Annotated in this window: 12 protein-coding genes; 6 read left to right on the top strand and 6 right to left on the bottom strand. The window is 72.2% G+C overall.

The window, feature by feature from the left end:
- Nucleotides 1–1,161, bottom strand: a 1,161-nt coding sequence (locus ACTOQ1_RS39595) for a helix-turn-helix domain-containing protein (protein WP_440073365.1), incomplete at its 3' end; no start/stop codon positions are given.
- Nucleotides 1,162–1,796: 635 nt separating this feature from the next.
- On the opposite strand from ACTOQ1_RS39595, the gene ACTOQ1_RS39590 reads away from it, so the two are divergent.
- Nucleotides 1,797–2,621: an ATP-binding protein gene (locus tag ACTOQ1_RS39590; RefSeq protein ID WP_440073364.1), complete on the top strand. Its 825-nt coding sequence runs from the start codon at nt 1,797–1,799 to the stop codon at nt 2,619–2,621.
- A 193-nt stretch (nt 2,622–2,814) separates the two neighbouring features.
- Here the strand turns inward: ACTOQ1_RS39590 and ACTOQ1_RS39585 are convergent, their stop codons facing one another.
- A complete protein-coding gene (locus tag ACTOQ1_RS39585; protein WP_440073363.1) occupies nt 2,815–3,351 on the bottom strand; it encodes a hypothetical protein in 537 nt (178 codons plus the stop codon).
- A gap of 336 nt (nt 3,352–3,687) precedes the next feature.
- Nucleotides 3,688–4,155: an Lrp/AsnC family transcriptional regulator gene (locus ACTOQ1_RS39580; protein ID WP_440073361.1), complete on the bottom strand. Its 468-nt coding sequence runs from the start codon at nt 4,153–4,155 to the stop codon at nt 3,688–3,690.
- A gap of 65 nt (nt 4,156–4,220) precedes the next feature.
- Here ACTOQ1_RS39580 and ACTOQ1_RS39575 point away from each other — a divergent pair, with 65 nt between their 5' ends.
- The gene (locus tag ACTOQ1_RS39575; protein WP_440073359.1) at nt 4,221–5,618 is read left to right on the top strand and encodes a pyridoxal phosphate-dependent decarboxylase family protein; all 1,398 of its coding nucleotides are present in this window, start codon (nt 4,221–4,223) and stop codon (nt 5,616–5,618) included.
- Nucleotides 5,619–5,817: 199 nt separating this feature from the next.
- Here the strand turns inward: ACTOQ1_RS39575 and ACTOQ1_RS39570 are convergent, their stop codons facing one another.
- A complete protein-coding gene (locus tag ACTOQ1_RS39570) occupies nt 5,818–6,225 on the bottom strand; it encodes a winged helix-turn-helix transcriptional regulator (protein WP_362678573.1) in 408 nt (135 codons plus the stop codon).
- An 84-nt stretch (nt 6,226–6,309) separates the two neighbouring features.
- On the opposite strand from ACTOQ1_RS39570, the gene ACTOQ1_RS39565 reads away from it, so the two are divergent.
- Nucleotides 6,310–7,149, top strand: a complete 840-nt coding sequence (locus ACTOQ1_RS39565) for an NAD(P)H-binding protein (RefSeq protein WP_440073358.1) — start codon at nt 6,310–6,312, stop codon at nt 7,147–7,149.
- A 195-nt stretch (nt 7,150–7,344) separates the two neighbouring features.
- Here the strand turns inward: ACTOQ1_RS39565 and lanL are convergent, their stop codons facing one another.
- The gene (gene lanL / locus ACTOQ1_RS39560) at nt 7,345–10,320 is read right to left on the bottom strand and encodes a class IV lanthionine synthetase LanL (protein WP_440073356.1); all 2,976 of its coding nucleotides are present in this window, start codon (nt 10,318–10,320) and stop codon (nt 7,345–7,347) included.
- A 531-nt stretch (nt 10,321–10,851) separates the two neighbouring features.
- On the opposite strand from lanL, the gene ACTOQ1_RS39555 reads away from it, so the two are divergent.
- The gene (locus ACTOQ1_RS39555) at nt 10,852–12,375 is read left to right on the top strand and encodes a DUF885 family protein (protein WP_440073354.1); all 1,524 of its coding nucleotides are present in this window, start codon (nt 10,852–10,854) and stop codon (nt 12,373–12,375) included.
- Nucleotides 12,376–12,423: 48 nt separating this feature from the next.
- On the opposite strand, the gene ACTOQ1_RS39550 is transcribed toward ACTOQ1_RS39555, so the two are convergent.
- Nucleotides 12,424–13,170: an SDR family NAD(P)-dependent oxidoreductase gene (locus tag ACTOQ1_RS39550; RefSeq protein ID WP_440073352.1), complete on the bottom strand. Its 747-nt coding sequence runs from the start codon at nt 13,168–13,170 to the stop codon at nt 12,424–12,426.
- Nucleotides 13,171–13,415: 245 nt separating this feature from the next.
- Here ACTOQ1_RS39550 and ACTOQ1_RS39545 point away from each other — a divergent pair, with 245 nt between their 5' ends.
- Together ACTOQ1_RS39545 and guaA are read left to right on the top strand one after the other, a co-directional pair.
- Nucleotides 13,416–14,300 carry an SDR family NAD(P)-dependent oxidoreductase gene (locus tag ACTOQ1_RS39545; RefSeq protein WP_440073351.1) on the top strand — a complete coding sequence of 295 codons (885 nt, stop codon included), beginning with the start codon at nt 13,416–13,418 and terminating at the stop codon, nt 14,298–14,300.
- A 28-nt stretch (nt 14,301–14,328) separates the two neighbouring features.
- A complete protein-coding gene (guaA, locus tag ACTOQ1_RS39540) occupies nt 14,329–15,900 on the top strand; it encodes a glutamine-hydrolyzing GMP synthase (protein WP_440073369.1) in 1,572 nt (523 codons plus the stop codon).
- Nucleotides 15,901–16,072 lie beyond the last annotated feature (172 nt).

Below are 16,072 nucleotides of genomic sequence, written 5' to 3'. Positions count from 1 at the left end.
ATCGCCACGTGGAACTCCTTGTCTCCGGATTTCCATCATCCGGCACTCAAGGTGTCCACACATCGGGGTGAGGGCCCCAGGGGTGGATAGTTGGCTGGGATGCACGTCGCGCCCGGCGTGCAGGGCCGCTCCAGCGTCGCCGAGGGACCAGTGCACGCCGATCTCGTACAGGCGGACGTGCGCGGGGCCGATGCTGAAGGGCTGGTCGGCAATCGCCTGCATGGGAAGCCGGGTGGTGACGTGCGCGGCTTGTTTGATCATTTCTAGGGCGCGATCTCGGTCTCCTGCTTGTGCGGCGTTGTAGGCGCAGGTGCACAGCATTTGAGCGTAGGCGGCGGCGTGGGCGGGCGTGCCAAGTCCTGTGCTCTCCAGGCGGTGGGTGGCCTGCAGAGTGAGCTGGTCGGCGATTTTCTGGCGACCTTCATGGCGTAGCACGATGCCCAGGGATCGCGCCGAGGCGGCCATGCTGATCGGGGAGCCGGACAGGCCCGCGAACACGCTGGCGCGGTCAGCGGTGATCCTGCTCGCCTCATATCTCCCGATCTTGTCCAGGGCCTCGGTCGCCAGGTCGTAGCAGGCGGCTGCCTGCGCGCAAGCATCCGCTTTCCGGCTATCGGCCGCTTCGTGGGCCAGAGCCAGAAGGTCAGGAAGATCAGCGACAAGCCGAGCCAGATCACCGCTGGCGAAGCGGCTTCGCGCCCAGGCCAGACGGGAGGCAATCTGCTCGGGCAGGGGAGGACCGGAGGACGCAGGCGGTATGGCCAGCGCGTCATCGAGCCTGGACAGCAGATGGGCAGGGATGGCGAGTCCGGCGGCGGACAGCAGGGTGCGGCGACGCATCAAGTCTTCTTTCGCGGGCTGACCGATCGTTTCAGCCACCGTAACCGGATTGATCAGCGCGCTAAGGATATGACCCGGTACCCCGGCTGCGTGGGCGACGCGGCGCAGTACCTGAAGGTCGATCCCCGCACGCCGACCTGTCTCCAGCCGGGAGATCGTCGATGCCGAGTAGCCCGAGGCTTTCCCCAAGTCGGCTTGTTTCCAGCTCCGTAGCTGCCGCGCGAACCTGATAACGCCGCCGACGTCATGGGTCGTGATCAGCGCTCGCAGCTGTGGCGACTGCCATTGATCATCATCGTGCGTACTTTGTTGCCCGCTCATCGCGACTCCTGGTCACGACATCATTCCCCTCGGTCACCATACGCCGCCGCCCCTCTCCAAGAGGCTGGATATGCAGATCCTGCACGTGGCGTGCGCACCTGGCATACGCGCTGGTGAGGAGACAGGTGCCGACGCTTTTCTGATGGCAGGCCGCCCCGAATGAAAGCGGGGCCCGTCACGGCATCGCACGCCAGGACGGGCCCCTTGACCGGACTCAGGAGGTCCGATCCGATGCACAACCCTAGAGGAAACCCCAGGCCGATCCGGGTTCGTTGGCACGCCGACCAACCGCCGATGCCGCTCGGTTGCCGCTGGTGCGGGCATCCCCCGTACGCCCACGAGGCCGCGAGCCTGCCGCACCGGACCCACCACGACTGGCAGCAGCCCACCGCCGCGCAGGTCCGCGCCCGGATGGCCGCGCGCAGGCGTCTCGGCCTGTGCGGTCGGTCCCAGGCGGTGGCCGTATCGACGAGACCGATCCTCCGGCCCGAACCTCCGACCTCCCCTCCGCCGCCGCACACCGAACCTCGTACGGCTCGGCCTCCGCTGAGGCCCGCCTTCCCGCCCGACTCGCCCGGACGGCACCGGCGACAGGACCAGCTCGTGACAACGACGGCTTTTCCCCACCGGCATGGATGGCCGCCGAACCCCGCAGGTTCGCGTCCGGTGAGCACGAGCTCCACCACGCCGGCGGTGACGGTATGAGTGGGCGGGAAGGTCGGGAGCGGCCGACCGGGCGGCACCGGCGGGGCGCACTCGTCTCTCCGGCCGCTCCCCGCCGCTGGGACATGGCCAGCGTGGCCCGCGCTCGGCAGCTCGACCTGCTCGAACCCGCCTGGGCCGTCTGGTACGGCCCGGCCACCCGGCGCTTCCATGCCGTCGCCCTCTGGTCCGCACCTCAACCCTTGATCGTGTACGCGGGCACCGTCGAAGAGCTCCGCGACCTGATGCGCGAGGCCGAGCATCTCCGGCCGGCGCACGAGACCCGACCCACCGCGTCACCACCCTCACGGACGCGGGAGAGCGAACACACCTCATCGGCACTCCGAGGAGCCACGATGCCCGACATCCCGGACGACCCCCGAACCGCTTGCTGGGACGTGCCCCACGACCCCTCGGCGATCGCCAAGATCCGCGCCCTGGTGGACGACACCCTCACCGCCTGGACGTTGGCGTACCTCGCTGACGACGTGGTCCTCGTGGCCGGGGAGCTCCTGGCCAACGCCGTCGTCCACGGCGACGCCCCGGCGACCCTCTCCCTGCGGGCCGGAGCCGATGAACTCCGTCTGGAGGTGACCGACCGCGGGCCGGGGCAGCCCCGGCACCTCCGTCTCGACACCGACGCCCTGCACGGCCGGGGCCTCACCATCGTCGAGGCCCTCGCTCACGAATCCGGCGTCACCCCACTCCCCGACGGCCCCGGCAAAACCGTCTGGGCCCGCTGGTGGATTCCCTCTTGAGCGACTCATCCGGCCACCCGGACATCATCCTGAGCCCGGGAGCCAGGCGGTGAACGGTCACGCCGGTCGCGTCCCGGTTGGCCGGATGCCGTGAATTCGACCAGCGCCTTCCCGTCGTCGGCATCACGTGGAAGTACTTCGTCTGACACGGCACGCGAAGGCGGGTGGCAAGCCGACGATTCAAGGGCCGATGTCAGGCCATCGCGTGGTGGAGGCGCTCGCGATCCTTCTCTGGAAGCCGCTGCTGGAGGCGTCGGGCGCGGATGAGCGAATCCGCGACCTCGCACACCTCGGCGAGTTCTACCTCCCTGGGCGAGACCTCGGCGAGGCGATTCCTGTGGAGCCAGGTCGCCACCTCCGCCCACGACCACAGACTCACGCGGGGACGCCGCACCTTCGGCTCGGGAAAGCCTCCCGGCCCGCGGCGTCCGACGGCCCAGTGATCGGCTGTGGCGAAGGTCCGGCCGGTACGGTCGGCGATCTCGGAGAGCGTCACGAGATCCTCGCTCACCCCGGTCACCTCGATTCCCGCCGAGCGCCCCTGGATGATCGCGGACGCGATCGCCTCCACCGCCCCGCCGGCCTCGCGATCGAACGCCGCGACGCCAGGTCCTCCCGCGATGGGGTCGAACGACACCGTGGCGTCGTCCCATCCGGCCTCGTACAAGGCGTCGATCACCGTTTCACCGCTCGGAGCCGTGAAGTGAAGTTCGAAACTGTAGACGGTCATGGGGCTCACGCTCCCTCTGATATGTCGTTCTCAAACCCGTGTGGGCACTGGTCGACGAGACGCCGCAGCCGCTTGGCGTGCCCCTCTGGTGAGCGCGGTGTCGACCAGATGGACGTGGGAGGCCTGCACCCCCGATGTCCACCGGGACATGACGCGCGTCCCCACGCATGACCTCCTGCCTTTTCGATGATCCAGCCTGCGGCGATCATGTGATCGATCGCCGCTCGTATCTCCTTGTCGGGGTGCCGATCCATGCGGAGATGATGATACCTGACGTAGAGTTAATTCTACAGAACGCGCAAGTTGGCCAGGCGGAAGAGGTTCTCTTTCCAGGGGTCAGCCGGCGGGCCGCTGGACGGGCTGGGTCTCGGTCCGGTAGATGAGGGTCGTCTCGACGTGCACGATCTCGGGACGGATCAGAAACTTCTCCAGCAGCAGGCGGTGCAGGCGGTCGGCGTCGGCGACCGCCACGTGGACCAGGAAGTCCTGCGGCCCGGCCACGTGGAACAGGGCGATGGTCTCGGGCAGGCCCAGGACGAAGGCCCGCAGCGGGTCGACGAGCTGGCTGGTGTGCGGCCGGACCCGCAGGGCGAGCAGCGCCTGCAGTGGACGGCCCAGCGTCGCCGGGTCGACCTCGGCGCGGAAGGCGCCGATCACCCCGCGCCTCCGCAGGGAGCGCACCCGCTCCAGCGCCGTGGAGGGGGCGACGCCCACCCGTTCGGCCAGGTCCTTGTTGGGGAGTCGCGCATCCTTCTGCAGCTCGGCCAGAATTCGCCGGTCCACCGAATCCAGTTCGACGCTCACCGGGTTCACCTCCGCCCAATTCGGCTCGCCTGGCGAGCTGTCGTGAATTCGACCAGTATCCCCGTGTGACATGGAATGTTGAGGAATTCGTGAACGCGGCGACCGTGACCGTCGACGAGCTGGCCGCCTACGTCGACGAGAGCCAGCGGGGCGTGCCACCCGTGCTCGGCCGCAGACCCCCCGGTGAGCTGGCCGAGCGGCTCGGGCTCGCCCGGTGGATCCGCGAGGGCGGGATGACCGCCGGCGACCACGCGGAGTTCCTGCGCACCTACCTCGCCGAGGGCACGCGGCTGCACCATCCCGCCTACCTCGGGCATCAGGTCGCCGCTCCCGACTTCCCCGCGGCCCTCGCCGACCTCGTCCACGGCGTGAGCAACAACCCGATGGCGATCTACGAGATGGGCGCCTCGGCGGCGACCGTGGAGTTCGAGGTGCTGCGCTGGATGCTCGGCAAGGTCGGTTTCGGCGAGGCGGGCGGCGGGGTGCTGACCCACGGGGGATCGCTGGCCAACCTCACCGCGCTGCTGGCCGCGCGGGCGTCGGTGGCCCCGCAGGCGTGGACCGAGGGCGTCCCCGGCGACCTCGCGCTGCTCGCCCCGGCGTCGTCGCACTACTCGCTCACCCGCGCCGCCGCGATCCTCGGCCTGGGGGAGCGGGCCGTGGTGCCGCTGGAGGTGGACGGGCTCGGCAGGATCGACGTCGCCCGCCTGCCCGAGGCCCTGGAGCGGGTGCGCCGGGCGGGGCGGCGGCCGATGGCCCTGGTGGCGAACGCCTGCGCGACCGGGACCGGCCTCCACGACGACCTGCGCGGGATCGGGGAGTTCTGCGCGGCCAACGGCGTCTGGTTCCACGTGGACGGCGCCCACGGAGCCTCCGCGCTGCTCTCCGAGAAGCACCGCCACCTGCTCGACGGGATCGACCTCGCCGACTCGCTGATCTGGGACGCGCACAAGATGCTGCGTACCTCCAGCCTGGCCGCGGCGGTGCTGACCCGGCGCGAGGGCGACCTGGACGCGGCCTTCCGGCAGCGGGCCAGCTACCTGTTCTACGGGGAGCAGGGTTTCGACCTCATCGGCAGGACCGTGGAGTGCAGCAAGGCCGAGCTGGGCCTGAAGATCTTTCTCAACCTGGCCTGGCGGGGCGAGCGTGGCCTGGGCGAGTACGTCGCGCGCCGGTACGCCACCGCGCACCGCTTCTGGGAACTGGCCCGCGAGCGGCCGGGCTTCGAGTGCCCGTACGAGCCGGAGAGCAACATCGTCTGCTTCCGGTACGGCACCGGCGACCAGGCGGACATCCGCGAGCGCCTGATGGAGGACGGGGCCTTCCAGCTGACCTCGGCCGAGGTCGGCGGGGTCCGCCACCTGCGGGTCACCGTGATGGCCCCCGCGACGGACGACAAGACGCTGGAGGCGCTGCTCGACCGGATCGCCGGCCCGGAGGAGGCCACGGCCGGTTTCCGGTGAAACCCCGCCTGGAGGGCCGGACCGGGCCTGCACATGACGCGGACACGGTCCAGCGGGCCGTCGGCGGGGCGAACCCGCGCCCGGAGAACCGGTCGGGACCTCGCCGGAGTGCCTCGCCGGCCCCGCTGTGGCCGGTGCGCGAGGCCGGTCTCCGGGGAATCCCGGTCTCCGGGGAATCCCGGGGTAGATCCAGGAGCCCTCAGCGGATCCCGGAGTCCGGGTGGGCGGCGTCCCAGCGGCGGCGCGACTCGGCGATGCCGTCGCGGTGCTCGGCCGACCAGTCGACGAGGGTCCGCAACAGGTGGGTGAGGCTGTGGCCGGACGGGGTCAGCTCGTAGTCGACCTGCGGCGGGACGACGGGGTGGACGGTCCTGGAGATCAGGCCGTCGCGCTCCAGGCGGCGCACGGTCAGGGTGAGCATCCGCTGCGAGATGCCGGGCAGGGCCCGCTGGAGCTCGCGGAACCGGCGCACCCCCTGGGCCAGCTCCACGACCACCAGCACCGACCACTTGTCGCCGATCCGGTCGAGGACCTCACGGATGCCGCAGTCCTCGCCTCCGCAGGAGACGACCGGCTCCGTGGTTACCGCGGTGTGCCCCACTGACATCGAAGTGCCTCCTTATGCCACGTGTCCTGGTTGTCGATGATGGACCCGGTTACCGAAGAGAACCACTCACACGGGGGAGATTCCATGATTCTCATGACGGGGGCGACGGGCGCACTGGGGCGGCTCGTCGCCGTGCGGCTGGCCGGGCGGGACGACGTGGTGATCGGCAGCCGTACCACGGAGGCGGTTCCCGCCGGGACACCGGCCCGCCTGGTCGACTTCGAGGACCCCGCCTCGCTGGAGGAGGGCTTCGCCGGGGTGGACACGCTGCTGCTGATCTCCGCGGGCTACGGCGAGGACGACGTGGTGATCGCCAGGCACGGCGCGGCGATCGAGGCGGCGGAGAAGGCCGGGGTCTCGCACATCGTCTACACCGGCCTCAGCGCCGCCGGGGACCACCTGGCCTACGCGCTCGCCCACCGCTGGACCGAGCGCAGGCTCCGCGAGGGGGCCGCGAACTGGACGATCCTGCGCAACGGCCTCTACGCCGAGCTGCTGGCGACGCTCGCGCCCGCCGTGGACGGCAGGATCACCGCGCCGCTGGGAGCGGGACGGCTGGCCGCGGTGGCCCGCGAGGACCTGGCCGACGTGGCCGCCCTGGTCGTGACCGATGCCTCCGCGCACGCGGGCCGGACCTACGAGCTGGTCGGGGAGGCGGCGATAGGCGGCGCGGAACTGGCCGCGGCCCTCACCGGGGCCACGGGAGGCACCGTCGCGTACGAGCCCGGCACCCTCGCCGGGGCCCGCGAGGCGTTCACCGCCCTCGGCCTGGCATCCTTCCAGGTCCCGATGCTGGTGAGCACCTACTCCTCGATCGCGAACGGGTTCATGGACGCGACGGGCGGCGACCTGCGCGCCCTGCTCGGCAGGGCTCCCCGGTCCGCCCTGGAGGTCATCGTCGCGGGACTTCGCGAGCCGGGGTGAACAGGGGGAGGGCGCGCGGCGGCCGCGCCGGCCGAGGGGCCCCCTGCCCGGCCGCGGAGAGGGCAGGGGGCCCGTGTGATCAGTTGTCGGTGCAGAACATGTGGATACGGCAGTTCGTGACGCGGCCCGCCTCGACGGCGGCCGGCTCGCGCTCCTGAAGACCCTGAAGGTCCTGAACGTCGAACGACATCGATTTCACCTCCTCGCCGGTCTCGTGGCCGCGCCTGGCGCGGACCGCTTCTCCTTCCGCCGCCCCGGAGCGGGCGGCGAGCCTGGGACGGGAGGACGCCAGGCGTCCCCCACGACGTCGTCGAGCATCCACGGGCGCGCGTGCCGGTGGCGCAGCCGGACGAGGAAGGCGACGATCCCGGCCGTGCCACCGAGGAACGTCGGGACGACCTTCGAGAAGGGGTCCGGCACGAGCAGCCTGCCGGAGCGGGTCACGGCTCTGGCCTCCAGGCATCCGGCCAGGTCCCCGGCCCAGCGCAGATACCGGTCGTCGGCCGTGAACCCGGCCATGTCGAGGAGGAACTCGCCGTCGCCGGGCAGGCCGTGGCACGGCACCGCCCCCGACTGCCAGCGGGTCCTGTGCACCGCGACCGCCGCCTGGCCGGCGAGCCGCAGGGCGTCCGGGTCGCCGGTGGCGCGCCAGTACCGGACGAGGAAGGAGCCGACCCCCGACGAGCCGCTGCACCAGTGCGGCCGGCGCGGCAGGACCGTCCGCGGATCCCCCGCGAGGGCCGGCCACCAGGCGGTGTCGCCGTCGACGTCGGCGTGCTCGTACAGGGCGCGGGCGACCTCGCGCACGGTCGCCATCCACTCCGGGCGGCCGAGGGCGACGGCGGCGTAGAGCAGCGCGGTGCCGACCCCGGCGATCCCGTGCGCGAAGCCGAGGTGGTCGGCGCCCGCGAGACCGGAGTCGAACGACTCCGGCGTCGGCCACCGCGGGTGCCCCATCCGGTAGGACCGCGCGTGGTGCAGGTTCTCGAACGTCTCCACGGCCCGCCTGCGGAGCACGGGGTCGCCCGAGCGCAGGGCGAGGCGCAGCACCGTCATGCCGGCCCCGGCCAGCCCGTGCGTCACGTCGGGGCTCGGGTGGTCCACCGGAAGCCGGGCCGCCGCCCGCAGCGCGAACTCCCGCATCTCGTCGTCGCCCGCGGCCTCCGCCGCGTCGTGAAGGGCCCAGACGGCTCCCGAGCGCCCGAAGTACAGGCCGGGGGTCCAGACGTCCTCGTCGGAGAGACGGCGGCGGAGCCACCCGGCCGCGGCGGACGCCGCGCCTCTTGCGCCCGCCGTGTCGTCGGTGAAGGCGTTGTTCGTAACGGTGTTGTCTGTGACGGTGCTGTCTGTGACGGTGCTGTCTGTGACGGTGTTGCCTGTGAAGGCGTTGTCCGTGACGGCCGCGCGGGAGGCGAGCGTCAGGACTGCCAGGATGCCCGGTACGCCCCCGTTCACCGAGCACGGGTCCGCCTCGGCCCCGCCGTCCCCGGCGACCGCGTTGGGCCACGGCGACGGGCTGTCCCGCCGGGGGTCCATGGTCTCCACCAGCCGCGCCAGCCCGTCGGCCACCAGGAGATCCGCCCGTCGTGCCCCGCCCGCCCCTGCCCCCGCGAGGACGGGGCCGGCCTTCCGCGTCTCCCGCGTCTCCCGCGCCGCCGCGAGGCCGGCGGCGGGAGCCGCCGGGGCGAGCGTGTCCAGATACCTCGCGCAGCGGTTCAGCGACCAGCGCTCCTCCGGCTCGGTGACCAGTCCCTCCACCAGGGGGCGGAGGAGGGCGAGGGTGGGGTTGGCCGCGGACACCGCGGCGACGTGGTCGAGGAGGCGCCGGCCGCGGGCCGGGCCCGTCGTGCCGTCCTCGGGGAGTTCCAGCCCGGCGCCGGTCGCGAGGAAGTACGCCAGCCCGCCGAGGCCGAACAGGTCGGCCGTCTCTCCCGGCGCCGGCCGGAGCTCGCCGGTGTGCGGCACCAGTTCCGGAGCGAGGTAGCCGGGGGTTCCACCGATCATGACGATGTCGCCCGGCACCGTCGCGTACTCCAGGTCGACGAGCCGGAGGTCGCCGCCGGGCAGGAGCATCACGTTGTCCGGCGAGAGGTCGCGGAAGACGTGGCCGAGGTCGTGGACGGCCCGCAGCGCGTCGACGAGGCGCCGCAGGATCGGCCGGACCTCGGCGGCGCCGTTCCCGAAGCCGTCGTGCCCGATGGGCCCGGCGTTCCCCTCGGACCAGCGCCGCAGCGTCGTCCCGGGCACGCGTTCCTCGACGAGGAACGCGTGCCCGCCCTGTTCGAAGAAGTCGACCACGGCCGGGACGACCCCGCTGGACGCCAGGGCCTCCAGCCGGGACCTCTCCGTCGCCAGCCGGTCGCGCGCGTCCCGGCCCCCGAGATCGGACGAGGCGTGCGGCCGGCCCTCCTTGATCACGACTTCGGCGCCGCTCTCGGTGTCCTCCGCGATGTACACGCCGCCCCTGTTGGCGTGTCGCACCGCCTCGCGGACCACGAAACGGCCGTTCAGCAGCACGGCGGGCCGCTGCGGCGGCCCGGAGGCCCCGAAGGCGCGGTCCGCCGTTCCGGAGGCGCCGGGGGCGGTGAAGGGCGAGACGGCGAAGGAGGGCGGGGAGAACCGTGGCAGCCGCTCGTCAGGGATCGCCGTCCCCTCCGGCGTGCGGAGCCGGACCTCGTAGAAGCCGTCGTTGCCGAGCACCCGGTGCCCGCCGAAGGCCCCGTAGCGGTAGTGCACGATCCCGCCGGGCCGGTAGGGGCGGTCCGACAGGATCGCCGGGCCGGGAAGCCCCCAGGTGGCCTCGTCGAGCAGCGGCGCCAGCCGGGCCGCCTCGGCGCCGCCCACCGGGTATGCGGTGACGAACTTCCCCGCCTGGGCGCGGGCGCAGTGGGGGGTGAGCAGCTCCCAGTAGTCGCCCAGCCGCGCGGGAAACTTGAAGGCGCACCCCTCGGCGGCCAGCACCCGTACGACCCGGGAAAGCACGATCGGAGCGGAGAGCATCGTCGCGGAGACGTGAAGTTTCCAGCCCTGCGCGGGCATCGCGTATCCGCCGGGAACGACCAGGCACCAGAATTCCCCGTCGGTGACCGACCAGTCATGGGCCGGGACCCGTCCGATCTCGGCGATCGCGATGTCACGCAGGAGGGCGCTGTCGCCCGTCGGGCTTTTCACGGGAGGTCATCCTTCGGCTGTCGCGGTTCGACGTCATGCGGGAATCGGTCCGATGTCAAACGGGAAATGCGTCAAACGGGAAATGCGTCACGCGGGAGATCCGCGTCGAACGGGTGGGAGGGAAGCGGGAAACGCGCGAGGTGTTCACACCCGGGAGCCGCGCCGATGGCGTGGATCCCGCCGGGGTGCGGCCACCGCCGCTCCCGTCACAGGGACCGCGTCGTGGTGATCGCGCATATGTGAGATCGGCGGAGCCGCCGCATTCTTTTCCGCCTGCCGGCGCTGGCAATACGAAAACACGGTGGATATGAGGTGTGCCATGTAAAAGTACGCACTTCTCGTCCGCCACGCGTGATCCGCCGAGTATTCAATGCGCTTATTTCATATTCCCATATATTAATTCCGGTCCGCCGTGGCGTGCTTCACCCGGACGCCCGGCAGGAGTCGAGCGGCCGGTTCCCGGACCGGCCCTCGAATGCGCGCGTATCGTTCCCGGGCTGGGCGGACCCGTCCTGATATAGCGTCGCGTCCATGACCGAACTCGACGGCCGCCTGCGCGCGGTGTGCGACCTCACCGTCTCCGGCGTCCGGGAAATGGCCGGGCGGCACGAGTACGACGGCCTGATCCAGGACCTGTCGCCCGAGGGGGTGCGCGCCGGGCTGGCCGCGCTGGGCCGGGGACCGCTGCCCGCCGACCCGTACGACGCGGCGCACCTGCAGATCTTCGAGGAGGCCGCCCGGGTGCAGCTCGGCGAGCTGGAGCTGCACCGCCGCAGCCCGCTGGAGCACCTGGGCAACCTCGACCTGGCCACCTACGACCGCGAGTACGCCCCCGAGGCCGAGCGGCACGCCGCCAAGCTCGCGCACCTGGCCCGCTGGCCCGAGGCGGTGGACAACGCGGTCGCCTCGCTCGACCTGCTCAGCGCCCCCGTCGCGACCGCCCTGCTCGGCGCGGTGCGCGGCCTCGCCTCCGGGGTGCCCGATGACGCCGAGGAGAGCGTGCGCGAGGCGGCGTTCAGGGCGCACGCCCGGCTGGTGGAGCACGTCGAGAAGGCCGCGCACACCGGCGACCCGGACGCCTCCCTCGGTGCCGAGGGGCTCGCCAGGCTGATGGGCACGGGCGACGGCCTCCCGGTCGACCTGGGACGGCTCGCCGAGCGCGCCGACGCCGAGCGCGACCGCCTGATGGCCCGGCTGGCGGAGTCCTGCGCCGCGCTGGGGTTCGCCGGACGGCCGCCGCTGGAGGTCGCGCGCGAGCTCGTCAGGCAGCACCCCGGCCCCGACGGCGTGATCGAGGCGGCCAGGATCGGCACCGAGAGGGCGATCGCCTTCACCAAAGAGAAGGACCTGGTGCCCTACCACGACGGGGAGTGCCGGGTCGGCATCGCGCCCGAGTCGCGCCGGTGGGCGATGGCCATGATGAGCTGGTCGGCGCCCGGCGAGCCCGACGGCCCCTCGTGGTACCACGTCACCCCGCCCGACCCCTCCTGGCCCGAGCGCGACGCCGAGGAGTGGCTGGAGGTCTTCAGCGAGACCACGCTTCCCGCGATCAACGTGCACGAGGTCGCCCCCGGGCACTTCTCCCACGGCCGCGCCCTGCGCCACGCCCGCTCCGACGTGCGGCGGACGCTGATGTCGCTGGCCTTCGCGGAGGGCTGGGCCCACTACGCGGAGGAGCTCTGCGTCGAGGAGGGCTTCGCCCCCGACGACCCGCGTTTCGAGATCGGCGTGTGGCTGGAGGCGCTCATCAGGGTGACCCGGCTGGCCTGCGCGATCGGCGTGCACTCCGGCGCGATGACCGTCGAGGAGGGCGCCCGCCGCTTCGCCGCCGACACCCACCTCGCCGGTCCCGCCGCGCTCTCGGAGGCCGCGCGGGCCACCTTCGACCCCACCTACGGCCGCTACACCTGGGGCAAGCTGGAGATCCTCGACCTCCGCGACCGCGCCAGGGCCGAATGGGGCCCCGGCTTCGGCCTCAACCGCTTCCACACCGCCATGCTCGACCTCGGCTCCCCGCCCCTCGGCCTGCTCGGCCACGCCCTCGCCGGTACGTGACCGGCGGTCCCCGCGGCATGTCCATCCGGAGGCGCGGCGGACGCGTGGTCAGCGGTCGACGGCCGTGGCGCCGCCGTCGACGACCAGGTGGGTGCCGGTGATGAACGACGCCTCGTCGCTCAGCAGGAACCGTACGGCCGCCGCGATCTCGGCGGGCCGGCCCAGGCGGCCGAAGAGCGACCTGCGGGTGAAGGACTCCAGATAGCCCGCGTCGCCGCCCGTGGCGGTGGTGAGCAGCGGGGTGTCGACGTAGCCGGGGCAGACGGCGTTGACCCGGATCGGCGCCAGCTCGTGGGCCATCGAGCGGGTCAGGCCGAGCATGCCCGCCTTGGACGAGCAGTAGGCCGGGATGAAGGCCTGCCCGACCAGGCCCTCGATCGAGGAGATGCCGACGATCGCGGAACCCTCCTGGCCGCGCAGGTCCTCCAGCAGTGCCTTGACCAGCAGGGCGTGGGCGCGCAGGTTGACGTTGAGCACCGCGTCCCACGAGGCCTCGGTCAGGTCACCGACGGCCAGGGGGGCCGCGATCCCGGCCGCGTGCACGAGGCCGCCGATCGAGGTGAGGGCGTCGCGGCTGGTGGCGGTCGCCGCGGAGAAGGCCGAGGAGTCGGTGACGTCGACGGGGACGGCGATCGCGGCGACGCCGTGCGCGGCGGCGAGCGAGGCGGTCTCCTTGGCGCCCGCCTCGTCCAGGTCCCAGATCGCCACCGGGCGCCCGGCCTCGGCGAGCGCCAGCGCGCAGGCCCGGCCGATCCCCGACGCCCCGCCGGTGACGACGACTCCGGTGCCGATCATCGGCGACCTCCTCGATTGTTCGGGGGCTTCCCGTTAGGTTTGTGCCCGATCGGCCGTCGGGTACGGCGGTTTCGTGGCCGATCGGCCGTCGGGTACGGCGGTTTCGTGGCCGGTCGGTCGTCGGGCGGGGCGGCTGTTGTGCCCGGGCGGTCGCAGGGTACGACGTGAACCGGAGACGGCGCGAGGTGTGAACCGCCGGTCCTGAGGTAACACGATGCGTGAACCATGATGCTGGAGGAAGCGCTATGCGTGAACTGTCGGGCAAGGTCGCGGTCGTCACGGGGGCGGGCAGCGGGATCGGGAGGGCACTCGCGCTGAGCCTGGCCGCGGAGGGGATGTCCCTCATGCTCGCCGACGTCGATCCGGGAGACCTCGCGGAGACCGCCTCGCTGGTGGAGGGGAGCGCGGCGAGGGGAAGCGCGGCGGAGGGCAGGATCCTCGGGGGCAAGGTGCTCACCGAGATCACCGACGTCTCCGACCCGGTGGCCGTGGATCACCTCGCCGACCGTACGTTCGGCGAGCTGGGCGCGGTCCACGTGCTGTGCAACAACGCGGGGGTCTTCCAGGGCGGCCGGATGTGGACGCGGGAGCCGGAGGACTTCGCCTGGATGCTCGGGGTGAACCTGTGGGGCGTGCTCCACGGGGTCCGGGCCTTCGTGCCCCGCATGATCGACCAGGACACCGAGGGCCACATCGTCAACACCGTCTCCGCCGCGGGACTGTTCGCCGTCCCCTACTTCGGCCCCTACTCGGTCTCGAAGTACGCCGCGTTCGCCGCCTCGCAGTCCCTCGCCCAGGATCTCGCGACGGCCGGTTCCAAGCTCCGGGTGACCGCGCTGTGCCCCGGCGGGGTGCGCACCGGCCTCAACCACTCCGGCCGCCACCGGCCGGAGAACCTCGTGGCCGCCGAGCGCACCGAGGACGAGGCGGCCTCCTCCGCGATCATCGACGGCCTGGTGGAGGGGGGCATCGACCCGGCCGAGGTGGCGCTCGCCGCGGTGGCCGCCATCCGCGAGGAGCGCTTCCTGGTCCTCACCCACCCCGGCCACGCGGATGCCCTGCGCGAGCAGACCGAGGCCCTGGTCTCGGGAGCGCTGCCCTCGTTTCCCGGCTACGACCAGGCGCGCTGACAGGCGCCGATAGACTGGGGCCACCGCTCTGTTCCTTTTGGGGGTCTTGGTGTCTGACTTCGACACGGTCCTGGTCGTCGACTTCGGCGCGCAGTACGCGCAGCTGATCGCGCGAAGGGTGCGTGAATGCCACGTCTACTCCGAGATCGTCCCCTCGACGATGCCGGTCGAGGAGATGATGGCCAAGAAGCCCAAGGCGATCATCCTGTCCGGCGGCCCCTCGTCGGTGTACGCCGAGGGCGCCCCCGCCGCCCCCGCGGGCCTGTTCCGGACCGGTGTGCCGACCTTCGGCATCTGCTACGGCTTCCAGATCATGGCCCAGGAGCTCGGCGGGGAGGTGGCCAGGACCGGCACCGCCGAGTACGGCGGCACCCGCCTCGACGTCGGACAGCAGGGCGTGCTCTTCGCGGGGCTGCCCGCCACGCAGTCGGTCTGGATGTCCCACGGCGACAGCGTCTCCGCCGCCCCCGAGGGCTTCACCGTCACCGCCGCGACCGCCGAGACGCCCGTCGCCGCCTTCGAGCAGCCCGAGCTGGGCCTGTACGGCGTCCAGTTCCACCCCGAGGTCCTGCACTCCGAGCACGGCCAGGCCGTGATGAAGCACTTCCTCGACGCCGCGGGCTGCCGCCCCTCCTGGACGATGCTCAACATCGTCGAGGACGCGGTCGAGGCGATCCGCGCCCAGATCGGCCCCGAGGGCCGCGCCATCTGCGGCCTGTCCGGGGGAGTCGACTCCGCGGTGGCCGCCGCCATGGTCCAGCGGGCCATCGGTGATCGGCTGACCTGCGTCTTCGTCGACCACGGGCTGCTGCGCAAGGGCGAGGCCGAGCAGGTCGAGCGCGACTTCGTGGCCGTCACCGGCGTCAAGCTTCGCGTGGTCGACGCCCAGGAGCGCTTCCTGAAGGCGCTCGACGGGGTCACCGATCCCGAGGAGAAGCGCAAGATCATCGGCCGTGAGTTCATCAGGGTCTTCGAGGACGAGCAGCGCGCCATCATCGCCGACGGCCCCGTCGACTTCCTCGTCCAGGGCACCCTTTACCCGGACGTGGTCGAGTCCGGCGGCGGCACCGGTACCGCCAACATCAAGTCCCACCACAACGTCGGCGGCCTCCCCGACGATCTCCAGTTCTCGCTGGTGGAGCCGCTCCGCGCATTGTTCAAGGACGAGGTGCGCCGGGCGGGGGAGGAGCTCGGCCTGCCCGCCGCCATGGTCTGGCGCCAGCCGTTCCCCGGCCCCGGGCTGGGCATCCGCATCGTCGGCGCGGTCAGCCGCGAGCGCCTGGAGATCCTCCGCGAGGCCGACGCCATCGCCCGCGAGGAGCTCTCCCGCGCCGGTCTCGACCGGGACATCTGGCAGTGCCCGGTCGTCCTGCTCGCCGACGTCCGCTCGGTGGGCGTCCAGGGCGACGGCCGCACCTACGGCCACCCGGTCGTGCTGCGCCCGGTCTCCAGCGAGGACGCCATGACCGCCGACTGGTCGCGCGTCCCGTACGACGTGCTCGCCCGCATCTCCACCCGTATCACCAACGAGGTCCGCGAGGTCAACAGGGTGGTGCTCGACGTGACCAGCAAGCCCCCGGGCACCATCGAGTGGGAGTAGTCGCCCCGGAGGTCGCGGCCGGGGGGTGAGCCGCCAGGGCTGAGCCGTGGGGGTGAGCCGCGGAAGCGAGCCGCGAGGGCCGAGCCTTGGGGGTGAGCCGCGAGGGCTGAACCGTGGAAGCGAGCCGCGCGAAGTGCTCCGCGGGGGTGGGTCGCTCGGGCCCGTTGGCGTC

Origin of the sequence: Streptosporangium sp. OZ121 (assembly GCF_051918885.1) — a bacterium.
Lineage (GTDB): Bacteria > Actinomycetota > Actinomycetes > Streptosporangiales > Streptosporangiaceae > Streptosporangium.
Note: the sequence above shows the minus strand (reverse complement) of the source record. Positions and strands in the feature narration are given on the sequence as shown.